This is a genomic window from Massilia antarctica, from assembly GCF_015689335.1.
Taxonomy (GTDB): Bacteria; Pseudomonadota; Gammaproteobacteria; order Burkholderiales; family Burkholderiaceae_D; genus Telluria_A; species Telluria_A antarctica.
In genome coordinates, this window is record NZ_CP065053.1 from 3239668 (window position 1) to 3256134 (window position 16467).

13 protein-coding genes are annotated in these 16467 nt (G+C 63.4%); 9 read left to right on the plus strand and 4 right to left on the minus strand.

Annotated features, from left to right (window positions below; all coding sequences use genetic code 11):
• The first annotated feature begins 24 nt into the window (after positions 1 to 24).
• From IV454_RS14655 to IV454_RS14670, 4 genes are all read left to right on the plus strand, one after another.
• Positions 25 to 915, plus strand: a complete 891-nt coding sequence (locus tag IV454_RS14655) for an EI24 domain-containing protein (protein WP_206092033.1) — start codon at positions 25 to 27, stop codon at positions 913 to 915.
• A 48-nt stretch (positions 916 to 963) separates the two neighbouring features.
• Complete coding sequence (locus IV454_RS14660) at positions 964 to 1761, plus strand: competence/damage-inducible protein A (RefSeq protein ID WP_206092034.1); 798 nt, start codon at positions 964 to 966, stop codon at positions 1759 to 1761.
• A gap of 306 nt (positions 1762 to 2067) precedes the next feature.
• Complete coding sequence (locus IV454_RS14665) at positions 2068 to 5343, plus strand: transglycosylase domain-containing protein (RefSeq protein ID WP_229522245.1); 3276 nt, start codon at positions 2068 to 2070, stop codon at positions 5341 to 5343.
• Positions 5344 to 5710: 367 nt separating this feature from the next.
• Positions 5711 to 7030 (plus strand): TAXI family TRAP transporter solute-binding subunit, encoded by a 1320-nt coding sequence (locus IV454_RS14670; protein WP_206092035.1) that lies wholly within the window; start codon positions 5711 to 5713, stop codon positions 7028 to 7030.
• A 110-nt stretch (positions 7031 to 7140) separates the two neighbouring features.
• On the opposite strand, the gene IV454_RS14675 is transcribed toward IV454_RS14670, so the two are convergent.
• Positions 7141 to 7599: a rhodanese-like domain-containing protein gene (locus IV454_RS14675; protein ID WP_206092036.1), complete on the minus strand. Its 459-nt coding sequence runs from the start codon at positions 7597 to 7599 to the stop codon at positions 7141 to 7143.
• 309 nt (positions 7600 to 7908) lie between these two features.
• On the opposite strand from IV454_RS14675, the gene glnA reads away from it, so the two are divergent.
• The 5 genes from glnA (at position 7909) to corA (ending at position 13689) form a co-directional block, all read left to right on the plus strand.
• Positions 7909 to 9324: a type I glutamate--ammonia ligase gene (gene glnA, locus IV454_RS14680; protein ID WP_054266589.1), complete on the plus strand. Its 1416-nt coding sequence runs from the start codon at positions 7909 to 7911 to the stop codon at positions 9322 to 9324.
• Positions 9325 to 9518: 194 nt separating this feature from the next.
• Entirely contained in the window at positions 9519 to 10022 is a 504-nt protein-coding gene (locus IV454_RS14685; RefSeq protein WP_229522246.1) for a DUF4124 domain-containing protein, read from the plus strand.
• Positions 10019 to 11104: a nitrogen regulation protein NR(II) gene (gene glnL, locus IV454_RS14690; RefSeq protein WP_229522247.1), complete on the plus strand. Its 1086-nt coding sequence runs from the start codon at positions 10019 to 10021 to the stop codon at positions 11102 to 11104. Before IV454_RS14685 ends, glnL begins: the two co-directional genes overlap by 4 nt.
• 69 nt (positions 11105 to 11173) lie before the next feature.
• A complete protein-coding gene (gene ntrC / locus IV454_RS14695) occupies positions 11174 to 12649 on the plus strand; it encodes a nitrogen regulation protein NR(I) (protein WP_206092037.1) in 1476 nt (491 codons plus the stop codon).
• A gap of 74 nt (positions 12650 to 12723) precedes the next feature.
• The gene (corA, locus tag IV454_RS14700) at positions 12724 to 13689 is read left to right on the plus strand and encodes a magnesium/cobalt transporter CorA (RefSeq protein ID WP_206092038.1); all 966 of its coding nucleotides are present in this window, start codon (positions 12724 to 12726) and stop codon (positions 13687 to 13689) included.
• A gap of 18 nt (positions 13690 to 13707) precedes the next feature.
• Here the strand turns inward: corA and IV454_RS14705 are convergent, their stop codons facing one another.
• The 3 genes from IV454_RS14705 to IV454_RS14715 all read right to left on the minus strand — a co-directional run bounded on the left by IV454_RS14705 (position 13708) and on the right by IV454_RS14715 (position 16380).
• Positions 13708 to 14379, minus strand: a complete 672-nt coding sequence (locus IV454_RS14705) for a hypothetical protein (RefSeq protein WP_206092039.1) — start codon at positions 14377 to 14379, stop codon at positions 13708 to 13710.
• A 3-nt stretch (positions 14380 to 14382) separates the two neighbouring features.
• The gene (locus IV454_RS14710; RefSeq protein WP_206092040.1) at positions 14383 to 14571 is read right to left on the minus strand and encodes a hypothetical protein; all 189 of its coding nucleotides are present in this window, start codon (positions 14569 to 14571) and stop codon (positions 14383 to 14385) included.
• A gap of 174 nt (positions 14572 to 14745) precedes the next feature.
• On the minus strand, positions 14746 to 16380 hold the full coding sequence (locus IV454_RS14715) for an NAD(P)/FAD-dependent oxidoreductase (protein ID WP_206092041.1): 1635 nt from the start codon (positions 16378 to 16380) through the stop codon (positions 14746 to 14748).
• Positions 16381 to 16467: the final 87 nt, after the last annotated feature.

The window sequence follows — 16467 nt, forward strand, 5'->3', positions numbered from 1 at the left end:
TTTGACTACATCCGGCCGCTCTCCATGACCAAGACCGCCTGGCGCCCCGTCGCCACCGCTTACCGCCGCGCCCTGATCTCCCAGGCCAATCCCAAAATGCTGCTGCTGACGGTGATTCCCTTCGTGCTGTCGGTGGTCCTGTGGGCCGCGCTGCTGGCCTTCGGTTTCCAGCCGCTGCTCGATTACGTCCAGACCCTGTTCCAGAACCACGACTGGTTCAAGACCAGCAGCGGCATGCTCGGTTCGTTCGGCATGGGCGCGCTGAAAACCATGATCGTGCCGCTGATCGCCATGCTCCTGCTGCTGCCGCTGATGATCCTGACCTCCATCGTCTTCATGGGCGTGGCGGCCATGCCACCCATCACCCGGCACGTCGCCGCGCGCCACTTCAGCACCCTCGAAGAAAAACACGGCGGCAGCTTCATGGCCAGCATTGCCATCAACGTCAGCAGCGCGGTGCTGTTCCTGGCGGTCTGGATCCTGACCCTGCCGCTGTACGTCTTCCCGCCGCTGGCGGTGCTGGTACAGGTGGTGCTGTGGGGCTGGCTGACCGCGCGCGTGATGGTCTACGACGCGCTGGAAGACTATGCCAGCGCCGACGAAATGAAGGAACTGCGGCGCCGCCACCGTCCGCAGCTGGCGTTCATCGGCGCCGTCTCGGGCTTCATCGGCGCCTTGCCGGGCATCGTCTGGATCGGCGGCGCGCTCATGTCGGTGCTGCTGTTCCCCTTCCTCGCGGCGATCTCGATCTGGCTGTATGTGCTGATCTTCGTATTCACCGCCCTGTGGTTCCAGTACTACTGCATGCAGGCGCTGGCCGACCTGCGCGCCGAACAGGAAGCGCCGGCGCCGGCCGACGCCGCGGCAGGCGGGGTGGCTCCCGCCAGCGCACCCGGGGCGCCGCCCCCTGCCTGATCCGCTTTCATGGCACACTGCCCACTTTTGCAATAAACGGAGAAATACATGGCCATCGGTCTGATTATCATCGGCGACGAAATCTTGTCGGGCAAGCGGCACGACCAGCACTTTCCCAAGGTGCTGGAACTGCTCGCCGAGCGCGGCCTCAAGCTGGACTGGGCCGAGTACCTGGGTGACGATCCGGCGCGCATCAGCGCCACCCTGAAACGCACCATCGCCAGCGGCGACATCGTGTTTTCGTGCGGCGGCATCGGCGCCACCCCGGACGACCACACGCGCCAGTGCGCCGCCACCGCGCTTGGCGTGCCATTGGCCTTGCACCCGCAGGGACGGGTTAACATCGAAGAGCGCATCGTCGACATGGCGCGCGATGCCGGCACCACGGCCGACCTCAATTCCCCGGAAAACCAGCACCGCCTCACATTGGCCGAGTTCCCCGAAGGTGCTTCGCTGATCCCCAACGCCTACAACAAGATCGCCGGTTTCACGGTCGGCACCCATCACTTCGTGCCGGGCTTTCCGGTGATGGCCTGGCCGATGATCGCCTGGGTGCTCGACAACTGCTACAGCCACCTGTTCAACCGCGAGCCGCACAGCGAGCAGTCGGTGCTGGTGTACGGCACGATGGAGTCGACCCTCACGCCGCTGATGGTAGCGCTGGAAGCGGACTACGCCCCGGTCAAGGTCTTCAGCCTGCCGAGCGTGGGCGATGCTGTCACGCGCGGCCACATCGAACTGGGTGTGAAAGGCGAGCCGGCCCTGACCGCATCGGCCTTCGCCGAGATGTGCGCGCAGCTGACCCGCATGCAGATCGAATTCGTTCCTTGCGTGGCGGCGGCGTGACCGGCATGTGACGTCTTTTGTGGCAACACTTTTGCGTGGCGCTCTGAGCCGTTGTTTTTTTGCGAAAAACAAACGGCCAGATCAAGTTTTCTTGAACATGCCTTCGCCACGGTCACCCGATGTGGTGGAATGGTGACCGTGCATCACTCCGATCTCGCGTGAGATTTCAGTGAGAATGTAATGAGTGAATTTTTAATACCACAGCAATGCGATTGACCACCCGATTACACGAAGCGACCCGTTGCACGATGGCGAAGGTTGATGCGGTGATTGCAGGGACGATTGATTTGAACCGGTTGAGCCATCATGGAAAGTAATCGTCGTTTTCGACGGCCCCGCATTGTCGCCAGCGCGGTGCGCAAATTGCGCGCCCGCGCGGCATTGACCCAACTCGGCCAGGTGCCGCCCGAGCCGGACGACGGCACGGCGGCGCCGCCTCCCCACCTTTCCCTGGTCCCCGACGGCGCCGCCGGCGCCTCAGACATGTACACCGAAACAGAAACCGATACCGCTACCTTGCCCAATCCAGAACCCGACACCGAGCCGCAAGGCACCCCGCCGCGCCGCCGCAGCCGCATCAAACTGGTCCTTTGGCTGCTGTTACTGGTCTTGCTGGGCGGCGGCGCGTGGTGGGTGCTCGACGAAGTGCGCACCTCGTCGATGCAGGCCAACTACTTTGCCGGCATCGCCAAAAAGATCAGCTACAAGGTCGAGAAGGGCCCGAGCACCAATATCCGCTTCCCGCACGACAGCCCGTACGACGAGCGGCTTGGCTACGCCAACATGCCCGACTACCTGGCCAAGCTCAAGACGCGCGACTTCATGATCGATTCGCAGGCGCGCCTGTCGCCCAAGATGGTGGAACTGGCCGACCAGGGCCTGTTCGCGACCTACCGCGAAAAGACCAAGGTCGGCCTCGAAATCCTCGACTGCCGCAGCGAGCCGCTGTTTTTGGCGCGCTACCCGGAGCGTTTCTACGAGAAGTTCGACGACGCGCCGTCCTCGCTGGTCAAGAGCCTGCTGTTCATCGAAAACCGCGAGCTGCTCGACCCGACCTACCCGAAACGCAATCCCGCCGTCGAGTGGGACCGCTTCAGCAAGGCCGTCTTCGACAAGTCGCTGCACGTGTTCAGCGGCGGCGACAAGCGATCGGCCGGCGGCAGCACCCTGGCCACCCAGATCGAAAAATACCGCCATTCGCCGGACGGGCGTACCAGCTCGCTGTCGGAAAAAGCGCGCCAGATGGTCTCGGCCACCTTGCGCGCCTACCAGTACGGCGAAGACACCACCAAGGCGCGGCGCCAGATCGTCATCGATTACCTGAACACGGTGCCGCTGTCGGCCAAGCTTGGCTACGGTGAAGTCAACGGCATCGGCGACGGCATGTGGGTCTGGTACGGGCGCGATTTCGCGGCCATGAACAAGCTCCTGAAAGACGAACCGCATTCGGCCGACGCGGCGCTGGTCTATAAACAGGCGCTGTCGCTGATGATTGCCCAGCGCCGTCCGGCCCACTACCTCGGTGCCGGCGCCAACGACCTGGAAAACCTGACCAACACCCACCTGCGCGTGCTGGCCCAGGCCGGCGTGATCACGGCGCAGCTGCGCGACGCAGCGCTGGCCGTCAAGCTGGAACCGGCCAAGGGTTCCGGCGTGGCGCCGCCGGCGGCCAATGCCTTCGTGTCGCGCAAGGCCTCGAACGCGGTGCGCACTCACCTGGCGGGTCTGCTGGGCGACTCGCGCCTGTACAACCTGGACCGCCTCGACCTGTCGGTGGTCAGCACGCTCGATTCGGAAGCCCAGAAAGCCGTCACCGCCATGCTGCGCAAGCTGCGCGACGCCGAATCGGCGCAAGCGGCTGGCCTGACCGGCAAGGGCATGCTGGGCAACGGCGACCCGGCCAACGTGGTGTACAGCTTCACCTTGATGGAACGCGGCGAAAAAGCCAACTACCTGCGCGTGCAGACCGATAACTACGACCAGCCGCTCGACATCAACGAAGGCGCCAAGCTCGATCTGGGCTCCACCGCCAAGCTGCGCACCCTGGTGACCTACATGGACATCATCGACCAGCTGTACCAGCGCTACAACGGCATGAACGCGGCCGAACTGCGCAAGGTGGTGGTCGATCCGAAGGACCGGCTGTCGCAGTGGGGCATCGAATACTTCCTGGCCTTGCCGGCCGGTGCCGCGCGCGACCTGCCGGCCATGCTGGAAGCGGCGATCGAACGCAAATACTCGGGCAGCCCGGCCGAAGGCTTCTTCACCGGCGGCGGCATGCACACCTTCGGCAACTTCAGCAAGCTCGATAACACTCGCATCCTGAGCGTGCGCCAGGCGCTGCGCAGCTCGACCAACCTGGTGTTCGTGCGCCTGATGCGCGACGTGGTGCGCTACTACATGTTCCAGCTGCCGGGTTCCTCGGCGGCGCTGCTGGCCGATTCCGACGATCCGCGCCGCGCCGAATACCTGGCCCGTTTCGCCGACCGCGAAGGGCGCGAGTTCCTCGGCCGCTTCTATAACAAGTACAAGGGCAAGAACGCGGCCGACGCCGAAAAAGTGCTGCTGGCGAGCTTCCGTCCGACCCCGACCCGGCTGGCCAACGTGCACCGCACGATCGCCCCGAACGCCACCCTGGCCCAGTTCACGGCCTTCGTGAAGGACAACCTGGTGTCGGCCAATGAAGTGCCGGACGACCGTATCGCGCGCATGTACGACCAGTACGCGCCGGCCAACATGTCGCTGGCCGACCGCGGCTACCTTGCTTCCATCCACCCGCTCGAACTGTGGCTGGTCGGTTACTTCCGCGCCAATCCGAATGCCACGTACTCGGACATGATCGCGGCCAGCGTCAAGGAGCGCCAGGAAGTGTATGCCTGGCTGTTCAACACGCACCGCAAGCATGCGCAGGACCGCCGCATCGCCGGCTTGCTGGAAGTCGAAGCATTCCTGAAGATCCATGCGCAGTGGAAGAGGATGGGTTATCCGTTCGACTCCCTGGTGCCGTCGTATGCGACGACCCTGGGCGCGTCGGCCGACCGCCCGGCGGCGCTGGCCGAGATGATGGGCATCATCGTCAACAAGGGTGTGCGTAAACCAGTGCAGCGCATCGACTCGCTGCATTTTGCCGTGGGGACGCCGTACGAAACCCTGGTCAAGCAGGCCAAGAGCGCGCCGGGCGAGCAGATCCTGTCGCCGGAAGTGGCGCGCGCGGTGGCCGATGCGATTCGCGGCGTGGTCTCGGACGGTACCGCCAAGAGGGTCAAGACCGCGTTCAAGATGGCCGATGGCAGCATCATTGCCGTGGGTGGCAAGACCGGTACGGGCGACCAGCGTTTCGAGGTGTATGGCGCCGGTGGGCGGCTGATCGAATCGCGTTATGTGAACCGCTCGGCGACCTTCGTCTTCAACATCGGCGAGCGCTTTTTCGGCAGCATGACGGCTTATGTACACGGTCCGTCGTCGGCCAACTACGACTTCACCAGCGCCTTGCCGGTGCAGTTGCTGACGGTGCTGGCGCCGACCCTGATGCCGATGATCGAGCCGCCGGCGGACAGCACGGCCAAGCAGTGTGTGCGTTGAGTAGGGCCGCGCGTGCGTTGAGTGTGGCCAAGCGGTGCGTGCGTTGATAGTAGCCGCGATTTGAACTTGTCGAGAGTAAAACCGCTACATTAAAAACCGTCGTTCCCGCGTAGGCGGGAACCCAAGTTCGTGCTGCAGCTACAGGCGGCTCGACAAAATTGGGTTCCCGCCTGCGCGGGAAGTCGTTTCTGCCAATGGCAGGAACGACGGTTTTTAGGTTGACGGTAGATGCAGGACGGTCGATGCATGTACGGTGGAAGCAAGCATCGGTAGATGCAGCAAGCCGATCCCACCCCTGACTGATTGCCCTTGCATGTTTGTGCGATTGTTGGCATCGTACCGTTCCATGAAACCTTTGCAACGTGCGATGTCCAAAATCCGGAAGTTTACCCAGTTCTCGTTTCGCGACCTGGTTGCCGCCGCCGGCCCCACCGTCCTTACCATCGTCGCGCTGTGCGCGCTCGCTTACTTCCTCGTCGACCCTTCGCCGCCGCGCAAGGTCACTCTCGGCACCGGCCAGGAAAACAGCGCCTACGAGGAATTCGGCAAAAAATACGCGGCCAAACTCGGCAAGCACGGCATCGCCCTCACCTTGCAGCGCTCCCTCGGCTCGCAAGACAACCTGCAGCACCTCAACGAAGGCAAGGTCGATATCGCTTTTGTGCAGAGCGGATCGACCGAACAGGCTGAAGCCCAGCGCAAGGGACTGGTCTCCCTCGGCAGCCTGTTCACCGAACCGGTCTGGCTGTTCCTGCGTGAGGATGCCAAAGTCACCCAGCTCACGCAGCTCAAGGGCTTGAAAATCAACCTCGGGCCGGAAGGCAGCGGCGCGCCGAAGCTGTTTCGCCAGGTGCTGGCGCTGAACGGCGTCGAGCCGGGCGACCTGACCATCGGCACCTTGGAGAACACGCCGGCCACGGTGGAGCTGCTGGAAGGGCGCATCGATGGCCTGGTCTTCAGTTCCGGTCCGGATGCGCCGCTGGTGCAGATGCTGCTGCAAACGCCGGGCTTCAAGCTGTTCGACTTCACCCAGGCCGAAGCGTATTCGCGGCGCTTGCCGTTCGTCTCGCACGTGGTGCTGCCGCGCGGGATTGTCGATGTCGGGCGCGATATCCCGGCCCAGGATTATCACCTGATTGCGCCTACCGCGACCCTGGTGGCGCGCGAGGATCTGCATCCGGCGCTGATCGATCTGTATGTGCAGGCGGCCAGCGAGATCCATGGCGGGACCGGCTGGTTCCAGCAGCAGGGGCAGTTCCCGTCGGCGCGCTATACTGAAATTCCCGTGGCGCGCGAAGCGGCCAAATTCTACAAGGATGGCGCGCCGCTGCTGCAGCGCTACATGAGCTTCTGGCTGGCCAATTTCTTCGACCGGATGTGGGTCGTGGTGGTGGCGCTGGCGGCTTTGGTACTGCCGCTCTCAAAAGTGGTGCCGCCCTTGTACGTGTGGCGCATTCGTTCGCGCGTCTACCGCTGGTACGGGCAGTTGCGCACCGTGGAGCAGGAGCTGGAGTCCGCCCAGGGGCCGCAGCGCGCGCAGGTATGCGCCGGGCTGCTCAAGCGTCTCGATGAGATCGAGGAACTGGTGAACCAGATTTCGATACCACTGGCGTTTGCCGATGGCTTGTATGGACTACGTAGTCACATCAATTTTGTGCGCCAGCGGGTAAAGGCCGCCGCGACGTAGCAACGCTGGAGCAGGGCGCTCAATCATGAACCCGGGTTCGCGCCGAGGGCGGCCCGGGTGCGGGAGCGATGGTGAAGCCGATAGGCTATGAACCTATACGGGCAAGTCCATCAAGCCCCAAGCCACGGCAAGCCTGCCTTGCACCAGCCACCGACGCTCTTGCGGTGACCTTCCGCATCCTTGTCGCCCTCGAAGCCTTCCAGGATATCGAACGACTGCGCATACCCATTCTCCGTCGCCACCCGCGCGGCGTGACGCGACCTGACACCCGAGCGGCACAAGAACAGCAGCACTTCATCCTTTTGCGCCACTGCTTCCAGCTGCTGCACGAAATCGGGATTGGGCGCGCCGTCCGGCCAGGTACTCCATTGCACGGCGCAGTGCTGCTGCGCCGCAATCGCGACCTTGCCGACCCACGCGCGCTCGGCATCGGTGCGCACGTCCACCAGCCGCACGCGCGCCTCGCTTTGCAGCAGTTCCCACGCCTCCCGCGGCGTTACCGCGCCCGCATACGGTTGGCCGGGCGCGCGGGTGCGGGCGGTGGCAAGCAGGGTGTCGGCTGTACTCATGACGTTTTCCTCGGTGTAGTTTGCGATTATTATAGGAGCGGCGCACCACGGCGCGGCATTTTTCCCTTTTCGGTGCAGATTGCATCAATTTGGTGCAATCAGCAAAATTCGCACTCATTCGGTGCGCTCCCGATCAGGCGCGCCGCCGGTGTCGCCACGGGGACTCAGGAGTTTAGTGTCATTTGGCAGCATTTTCAACGCTGCTCTGTCCGCTGGCCGGGATGGTCTGGCTGGCACGCTTTCTGCTATGATCCCTGTGAGTTTTGCCGCCAAGGTGGCAACCCCCCATTTATATTAGGAGAGATACGCATGGCAATGACGGCCGCAGAAGTCTTGGAGATGGTTAAAGAGAAGCACGTTCGCTTTGTGGACTTTCGCTTCGCCGACACGCGTGGCAAAGAGCAGCACGTAACGGTTCCCGTATCGCACTTCGATCTCGACAAATTTGAATCGGGCCATGCTTTCGACGGCTCGTCGATCGCCGGCTGGAAGGGCATCGAAGCGTCCGACATGCTGCTCATGCCAGACCCGAACACGGCCAACATCGATCCGTTCATGGAAGAAGTCACCTTGTTCATGCAGTGCGACGTCATCGAACCGGCCGACGGCAAGGGTTACGACCGCGATCCGCGTTCGATCGCCAAGCGCGCCGAAGCCTACCTCAAGTCGACCGGCATCGGCGACACTGCTTTCTTCGGCCCTGAGCCGGAATTTTTCATCTTCGACAGCGTGCGCTGGAAGATCGACATGTCGGGCTGCTTCGTCAAGATCGATTCGGATGAATCGTCGTGGGCGACCGATGCCAAGACCGAAGGCGGCAACAGCGGCCACCGTCCGACCGTCAAGGGCGGCTACTTCCCGGTGCCACCAGTCGATTCGTTCCAGGACATGCGCTCGGAAATGTGCCTGATCCTCGAAGAACTGGGCATCCCGGTCGAAGTGCACCACCACGAAGTGGCCGGCGCCGGCCAGAATGAAATCGGCACCCGCTTTTCGACCCTGGTCGAGCGCGCCGACTGGACCCAGAACCTGAAGTACGTGGTCTGGAACGTGGCTCACAGCTATGGCAAGACCGCCACCTTCATGCCGAAACCGATCGTTGGCGACAATGGCTCGGGCATGCACGTGCACCAGTCGATCTGGAAAGACGGCAAGAACCTGTTCGCCGGCGACGGCTATGCGGGCCTGTCGGAAGATGCGCTGTTCTACATCGGCGGCATCATCAAGCACGCCAAGGCACTGAACGCGATCACCAACCCGGGCACCAACTCGTACAAGCGCCTCGTGCCAGGCTACGAAGCGCCGGTCAAGCTGGCTTACTCGGCCAAGAACCGTTCGGCATCGATCCGCATCCCGCACGTGGCGAACCCGAAAGGCCGCCGCATCGAGACCCGCTTCCCGGATCCGCTGGCGAACGTGTACCTGTGCTTCGCCGCGCTGCTGATGGCTGGCCTGGACGGCATCGCCAACAAGATCCACCCGGGCGAAGCAGCGTCGAAAGACCTGTACCACCTGCCGCCGGAAGAAGACGCGCTGATCCCGACCGTCTGCTCTTCGCTCGAAGAAGCGCTCGATAACCTGAACAAGGACCGCGAGTTCCTCACCCGCGGTGGTGTTTTCAGCAACAGCATGATCGACGCTTACATCGAACTGAAAATGCAGGACGTGCAGCGCATGCGCATGACCACCCACCCGGCCGAGTTCGATATGTACTACTCGCTGTAATTGTATTTGGTTGGCAATCATTGCCAACATGCAGTATCTGTAGCTGGAGAGACATCAAAACGTATCTCTCCGGTATAAAAACGCGAGGAAGGCCACGGCTTTCCTCGCGTTTTTCATTGGATGTTGTATATTCGGTTGAATCTAATTACTCCACGGAATTCCGTGAAACAACGCTGATGCTTATGATAACGAGGATGTCCCGAATTCGCCCGCACCGACCGCTGCGTTCGCCTTTGCTGGCGCTGGTGCTGCTCGCCGGCCTCGGCGCGCAGCTGCCGGCCCGGGCCGACATCTATTTGTGCGTCGATGCGAGCGGGCGCAAGGAGTTGACCGACAACCCCAAGCCGGGCTGCAAGCAGCTCGACGTGCCGAACAATATCCCCGCTCCCTCGGGTGGGCGCAAGAGCAGCGGCCCGGCCAAGCCGGTGACGACGCCGACCGACTTTCCCAAGGTGGCAGGCAGCGAGCAGCGCGCGCGCGACGCCGACCGGCGCGAAATCCTCAACCAGGAGCTGCACGCCGAAGAGAAGAAGCTGGCCGAGCTCAAACGCGAATACAACAAGGGCGAGCCTGAGCGCCAGGGCAACGAGAAGAACTACGCCAAGTACGAAGAGCGGGTCAAGTCGATGGCCGATAACATCGCACGCGCCGAAAAGAACATCGAAGCGCTGAAGCGCGAAATCTCGAACATTAAATGACCATGGCCGCGCCTTCGGTGCCGCGGCGCGAGGCCCTGGCCGGCCTCGACCTGCTGGCGTCGGCCGTGCTGCTGGTCGACGCCGGCGGCACCATCATCTTTGCCAACGCGGCTTGCGAGAACCTGCTGGAAAGCTCGCTCAGAGCCCTGCAACGCCAGCAGCTCCATACCCTGTTCCTCAACGCCGAAGAACTGCTCAATCTGTGCGCGCAGGCGCTGGCCCATAAATACGCCGACCTGCGCCAGGACCTGACCCTGGAGCGCAGCGGACGCGAACCGCTGCATGTGCACAGCATCGTCAGCGAGGCGGGCGAGCATGGCATCGTGATCGAACTGCGCGAGAACGTCCAGCAGTTGAAACTCGACCGCGAAGAGCGCATCCTCGACCAGAGCCAGGTCAACAAGGAGCTGGTGCGCAACCTGGCGCACGAGATCAAGAACCCGCTGGGCGGCATCCGCGGCGCGGCGCAGCTGCTCGAACTCGAACTGCCGGCGCGCCACCTGACCCAGCTGCGCGAATACACGCAGGTGATCATCAAGGAAGCGGACCGCCTGCAAACCCTGGTCGACCGCCTGCTGGCGCCGCACCGGCGCCCGCACATCGTCGGCGACGTCAATATCCATGAAGTGTGCGAGCGCGTGCGCAGCCTGATCCTGGCCGAGTTCCCGGCCGGTCTGTCGATCCGGCGCGATTACGATGCGTCGATTCCCGAGTTCAGGGGCGACAAGGAACAGCTGATCCAGACCGTGCTCAATATCGCGCACAATGCCGCCCAGGCGCTGTCCGAGCGCATTGTGGCGGGCGATGCCGAGCTGGTTTTCAAGACCCGCGTGGCGCGCCAGGTGACCCTGGCCAAGGTGCGCTACGGGCTGGCATTAGACTTGCATATCATCGACAATGGACCGGGCATCCCGCCGCAGATCCGCGACCGCATTTTCTATCCCTTGGTATCGGGACGGGAGGGCGGCAGCGGCCTGGGGCTGACACTGGCGCAGACCTTCGTGCAGCAGCACATGGGTGTGATCGAGTGCGAAAGCCGGCCTGGATTTACGGATTTCAGGATCCTGTTGCCGCTGCCATAAGCCGCGCTTCAGCTTCGACAGTCCGGGTCCCATCAATTGAAGATCCATATTGCGGGGAAGCGCGAACACATGAAACCAATCTGGATAGTCGACGACGACGCCTCCATCCGCTGGGTGCTTGAAAAAGCCCTGGCACGCGAGAACCTCGCGACCAAAAGCTTTTCCAACGCGCGCGATGCGATGGCCGCGCTCGAATTCGACACGCCGCAAGTGCTGGTGTCCGACATCCGCATGCCGGGCGAGTCGGGGCTGGACCTGCTGCAGACCGTCAAGGCGGGCTATCCCGGCCTGCCGGTCATTATCATCACTGCGTTTTCCGACCTCGATTCGGCGGTCGCGGCCTTCCAGGGCGGCGCCTTCGAGTACCTGGCCAAGCCATTCGACATCGACAAGGCGGTGGAACTGATCCGGCGCGCGCTGGAAGAGAGCCTGCGCGAGACCAGCGTCGAATCGGGCCCCACCGATACCCCGGAAATCCTGGGCCAGGCGCCGGCCATGCAGGAAGTGTTCCGCGCCATCGGGCGCTTGTCGCAGTCGAACGTGACGGTGCTGATCACGGGCGAATCGGGCACCGGCAAGGAACTGGTCGCGCGCGCGCTGCACAAGCACAGCCCGCGCGCCCAGCAGCCCTTCATCGCCTTGAATACGGCGGCGATCCCCAAGGATTTGCTCGAGTCCGAACTGTTCGGCCACGAACGCGGCGCCTTCACCGGGGCCCAGACCACGCGCCGCGGGCGCTTCGAGCAGGCTGAAAACGGCACGCTATTTTTGGATGAAATCGGCGACATGCCGTTCGACCTGCAAACGCGCCTGCTGCGGGTGCTCTCGGACGGCCACTTTTACCGGGTCGGCGGGCACCAGCCGATGAAGGCCAATGTGCGCGTCATCACGGCCACCCACCAGAACCTGGAACAGCGCGTGCGCGACGGCCTGTTTCGCGAAGACTTGTACCACCGCCTGAACGTGATCCGCCTGCGCCTGCCCAGTTTGCGGGAGCGGCGCGAGGATATCCCCCTTTTGGTGCGCCACTTCCTGGTGCAGAGCGCGCGCCAGCTCGGCGTCGAGGCCAAGCGCATGAGCGATCCGGCGCTGCATTTTCTCACCGGGCTCGATTTGCCGGGCAATGTGCGCCAGCTGGAAAACCTGTGCAACTGGATCACCGTCATGGCGCCCGGGCAGACGGTGGACGTGAAGGACATGCCGCTCGAACTCACGCAGCAGGAGGGCGGGGCCGAGCCGCTGCTGCCGCTGGCCGTGGGCGAGAGCGCGGCGCCGGCGGCCGGCGGCCAGGCCGGCATGGCGGCCGCGGGCGCGGCGGACGGCTGGATTGGCCTGCTGGAGCTGCAGGCGGCCGGCATGCTGGCGGCCGGGCAGTCGGAGGTGATGGATGTGCTGGGACGGCAGTTCGAGTCGGCGCTGATCAAGATGGCGCTCAAACACACGCACGGGCGCAAGAACGATGCCGCGGTGCGCCTGGGGATCGGGCGCAACACCATCACCCGCAAGATCGCCGAACTGGGGATCGACGGCGCCAAGGACGAGTAGGGGGCGGCGCGCTGCGCGCCCCGTTCGCTCGCGGCATGGTGTAAGCTTCTGTCCAATTTATTCTTGGAACCACCATGCTGATCAACTGCGTCGCCTACCAGGAAGGCAAAAAGCTGTCCGACATTTCCGTCGAAGCCATCAGCGACTACGTCCAGAAACCCGACTGCTTCGTGTGGGTGGCCCTGAAGGACGCCCAGCCGGACGAACTGGCGATCATGCAGCACGAATTCGGGCTGCATGAACTGGCGGTGGAAGATGCGCTGCGCGGCCACCAGCGCCCCAAGATCGAGGAGTACGGCGATTCGCTGTTCGTGGTGGTGCAGACGGTCGAGATGGATGGCGATGACATGAGTGTGGGCCAGGTGGCCATGTTCGTCGGCGAAAATTACGTGCTCTCGGTGCGCAATAACGTCATGCGCGGTTTCCTCGGCGTGCGCGCGCGCGCCGAACGCGAAGCGCACCTGCTGGCCAAGGGCTCGTCGTTCGTGCTGTATGCGCTGATGGATGCGGTGGTCGACCGTTATTTTCCCGTGGTCGACGCGCTCGAAACGGAACTCGAAACGATCGAGGACCGGATTTTTATCCGCGGCTCGCAGCGCGCCAACATCGAGCGCCTGTATGACCTCAAGCGCAAGGTGCTGGTGCTGCGCCACGCGGTCACGCCGCTGCTCGACGCCATCGGCAAGCTGCATGGCGGACGGGTGCCGTCGTTCTGCAGCGACACCCAGGAATACTTCCGCGATGTGCACGATCACCTGCAAAGGATCAACGGCTCGCTCGATACCATCCGCGACACCATCGGCACGGCGATCCAGGTCAATCTGTCGATGGTGGCGATCGACGATGGCGAAGTCAATAAGCGGCTGGCCGCATGGGCCGCGATCTTCGCGGTGTTTACCGCGTTCGCCGGGGTGTGGGGGATGAACTTCGAGTTCATGCCGGAGCTGAAATGGCATTTCGGCTACGTGAGCGCGCTGACCGTGATGGTCTGCGTGTGCGGGTATCTGTACTACCGGTTCAGGAAGTCGGGCTGGCTGTAGCCGTTCGGCCTTGTCGTATTACTTGGCTGGGCGAGGCTCGATGGCGCCAGGGGCGGGCGGCTGCGTGGTGGCGGGGCCCGGCGATTGATGAGCGACAGGGGCGGACGGTTCCGTGGCCACTGGTACGTTAGCGATCTTTTCCACGTTAGCATTGAACTTCGCCAGCGCTTGGTAGCCGCCGAAAAGGGCGCCGATGACGATGATGGTCAACATGTTGACGCCTAAATTTCCAACGATGTCACCGAGCCATGCCATAAAGCTCCTCTTACTCTTGAGTTCGACGAGCACAGCGGAGACATTTTGGTTCAGGACGCTTTCGCGTACCTCGTCTTCAAAGTCGTGCATCCGTTGGGCCAATCCAGCATTGAGGAATGCCTCCGCGAGCTGCTGTGCCTGGGCGCGATAGGACTCGATCTTCGCGGGCATGCAGGTTTGGGTATGGAAGACTTTCAGTTCGTCGGGCGTGGGCAGGCGCGCGTGAGTGGAGACGGTAGCTTCAATAAAGGCGATCTTGTCCCGTTTGTACAAGACATAGGCGATCGCTCCGACGGCATCGTCGGGATCGGTGACCAGTTTCTTATAGATCCAGTTATAAGGCGAAGCGGACGACTGGGATCCTGCGGAGGAAGGATCAACGGGCTCAGCAGGTACAGGAGGAGCGCCAGGCGCTGGAGGAACCGGCGCCGCCATCAATCAGCCCCCGCTGACGATACGGCGAGCTTCGGCGAATGCGCGGTTAATCTCCTCGCGGCTGAAGCGCGACTGGCGGAGAAGTCGCGCGGCGGCCGGCGAAAGATCCACCGGTACCGTGACTTTGCGGGCAATGAGGTCGTTTGCCGGGCGCACATCAGCGGACGCGACACGCTTCAACACTGGTTTCATATTCCCCCCTGTGATTGATCCACTTTGGCTGATTTTACCTGAACCGGGCCAGCAGCCAACCCGCTGGTTGAGGCGTGCAGTTGACCAGACACCGGGTCCTGTGCGGAAAGTCATTTTTGCCAATGATAACTCCTGGTCTGGCCGGCGCCGTACCGCGCGCCTGGCCGACGTTTTTTACCCCGCCATCGACAGCGCCACCGCTTCCGCCACCTTGATCCCGTCCACCGCCGCCGACAGAATCCCGCCCGCGTAGCCGGCGCCTTCGCCGGCCGGGAACAGGCCGCGCGTGTTCAGGCTTTGCAGGTTGTCGTCGCGGCGCTTGATGCGGATCGGCGATGAGGTGCGCGTTTCCACGCCGGTCAGCACCGCGTCTTCCTGATAGTAGCCGCGAATCTGCTTGTCGAACGCTGGAAACGCTTCGCGCATGGCGACGATGGCATAGTCGGGCAGGGCGCTGGCCAGGTCGGTCAGGTGCACCGCCGGCTTGAACGACGGGACCACCGAACCAAAGGCGGTCGAGGCGCGTCCCTTGACGAAGTCGCCCATCAGCTGCCCCGGCGCGTCGTAGGTGCCGCCGCCGAGCGCGAATGCGCCTTCTTCCAGCCTGCGCTGCAGGGCGATCCCGGCCAGCGGGTGGCCCGGGTTGTCGATATAGTCGGCCGGCGTGATGCCCACCACGATGGCGCTGTTGGCATTGCGCTCGTTGCGCGAGTACTGGCTCATGCCGTTGGTGACCACGCGCCCCGGCTCGGAAGCGGCGGCAACCACCGTGCCGCCCGGGCACATGCAAAAGCTGTACACCGAGCGGCCGTTGGCGGCGTGGTGCACCAGCTTATAGTCGGCCGCGCCGAGGATCTTGTTGCCGGCGTTCGGGCCGAAACGGCAGGCGTCGATCAGCGACTGCGGGTGCTCGACCCGGAAGCCCACCGAAAACGGCTTCGCTTCAATGTAGACGCCACGTTCGTACAGCATCTCGAAGGTGTCGCGCGCGCTGTGGCCGATGGCCAGCACCACGTGGCGCGTGGGGATATGCTCGCCGCTGGCCAAGGTCACGCCGCGGATCTGGCGCGCCTCTCCTGCGCCCTCGACCTCGATATCGCTGACCTTGCTCTCGAAACGGTATTCGCCGCCCAGCGCGATGATATTTTCGCGCATCTGTTCGACCATCTTGACCAGGCGGAAGGTGCCGATGTGCGGTTTGCTCACGTACATGATCTCGTCCGGCGCGCCGGCCTTGACGAACTCGGTCAGCACCTTGCGGCCGTAATGCTTGGGATCCTTGATCTGGCTGTACAGCTTGCCGTCGGAAAAAGTGCCGGCCCCGCCTTCGCCGTATTGCACGTTCGATTCCGGATTGAGCTCGCGCTTGCGCCAGAAGCCGAAGGTGTCGACGGTGCGCTCGCGCACCACCTTGCCGCGTTCGAGGATCAGGGGGCGCAGGCCCATCTGGGCCAGGATCAGCGCCGCGAACAGCCCGCACGGGCCGGTGCCAATCACGACCGGGCGCTCGTTGCGGTCGTGGCCCTGCAATTGCTCGCCGCCGGCGACGAAGGTGTAGCCGGTGTCGGGCGCGGGCAGCACATGGGCGTCGTGCTTCAGGCGCGCCAGCACGGCCGCTTCGTCGCGCACCTCGGCGTCGATGGCGTAGATCAGCACGATGGCGCTGCGCTTTCTCGCATCGTAGCTGCGCTTGAACACACTGAACCCGAGCAGGTCGGCGCCGGCAATGCCCAGGCGCGCCAGGATCGCTTCGCGCAGGTCGACGTCGGCATGGTCGAGCGGGAGTTTGAGTTCGTTAATTCGCAGCATAAGAGTCGTTTGTCGTTCAGGGTGGGGAAAGCCAGGCAGGGCGCTATTTTACCGGCTGCACCCGCGCTTGGGCGAATCGCGGGCGGC

What these genes read in the sequence shown, in the direction of transcription:
- glnL (WP_229522247.1), top strand. Translation starts at nt 10,019, where the DNA reads ATGACCATGGCCGCGCCTTCGGTGCCGCGGCGCGAGGCCCTGGCCGGC.
- ntrC (WP_206092037.1), top strand. Translation starts at nt 11,174, where the DNA reads ATGAAACCAATCTGGATAGTCGACGACGACGCCTCCATCCGCTGGGTG.
- IV454_RS14665 (WP_229522245.1), top strand. Translation starts at nt 2,068, where the DNA reads ATGGAAAGTAATCGTCGTTTTCGACGGCCCCGCATTGTCGCCAGCGCG.
- IV454_RS14660 (WP_206092034.1), top strand. Translation starts at nt 964, where the DNA reads ATGGCCATCGGTCTGATTATCATCGGCGACGAAATCTTGTCGGGCAAG.
- IV454_RS14710 (WP_206092040.1), bottom strand. Translation starts at nt 14,571, where the DNA reads ATGAAACCAGTGTTGAAGCGTGTCGCGTCCGCTGATGTGCGCCCGGCA.
- IV454_RS14705 (WP_206092039.1), bottom strand. Translation starts at nt 14,379, where the DNA reads ATGGCGGCGCCGGTTCCTCCAGCGCCTGGCGCTCCTCCTGTACCTGCT.
- IV454_RS14675 (WP_206092036.1), bottom strand. Translation starts at nt 7,599, where the DNA reads ATGAGTACAGCCGACACCCTGCTTGCCACCGCCCGCACCCGCGCGCCC.
- IV454_RS14685 (WP_229522246.1), top strand. Translation starts at nt 9,519, where the DNA reads ATGTCCCGAATTCGCCCGCACCGACCGCTGCGTTCGCCTTTGCTGGCG.
- IV454_RS14715 (WP_206092041.1), bottom strand. Translation starts at nt 16,380, where the DNA reads ATGCTGCGAATTAACGAACTCAAACTCCCGCTCGACCATGCCGACGTC.
- corA (WP_206092038.1), top strand. Translation starts at nt 12,724, where the DNA reads ATGCTGATCAACTGCGTCGCCTACCAGGAAGGCAAAAAGCTGTCCGAC.
- IV454_RS14670 (WP_206092035.1), top strand. Translation starts at nt 5,711, where the DNA reads ATGTCCAAAATCCGGAAGTTTACCCAGTTCTCGTTTCGCGACCTGGTT.
- IV454_RS14655 (WP_206092033.1), top strand. Translation starts at nt 25, where the DNA reads ATGACCAAGACCGCCTGGCGCCCCGTCGCCACCGCTTACCGCCGCGCC.
- glnA (WP_054266589.1), top strand. Translation starts at nt 7,909, where the DNA reads ATGGCAATGACGGCCGCAGAAGTCTTGGAGATGGTTAAAGAGAAGCAC.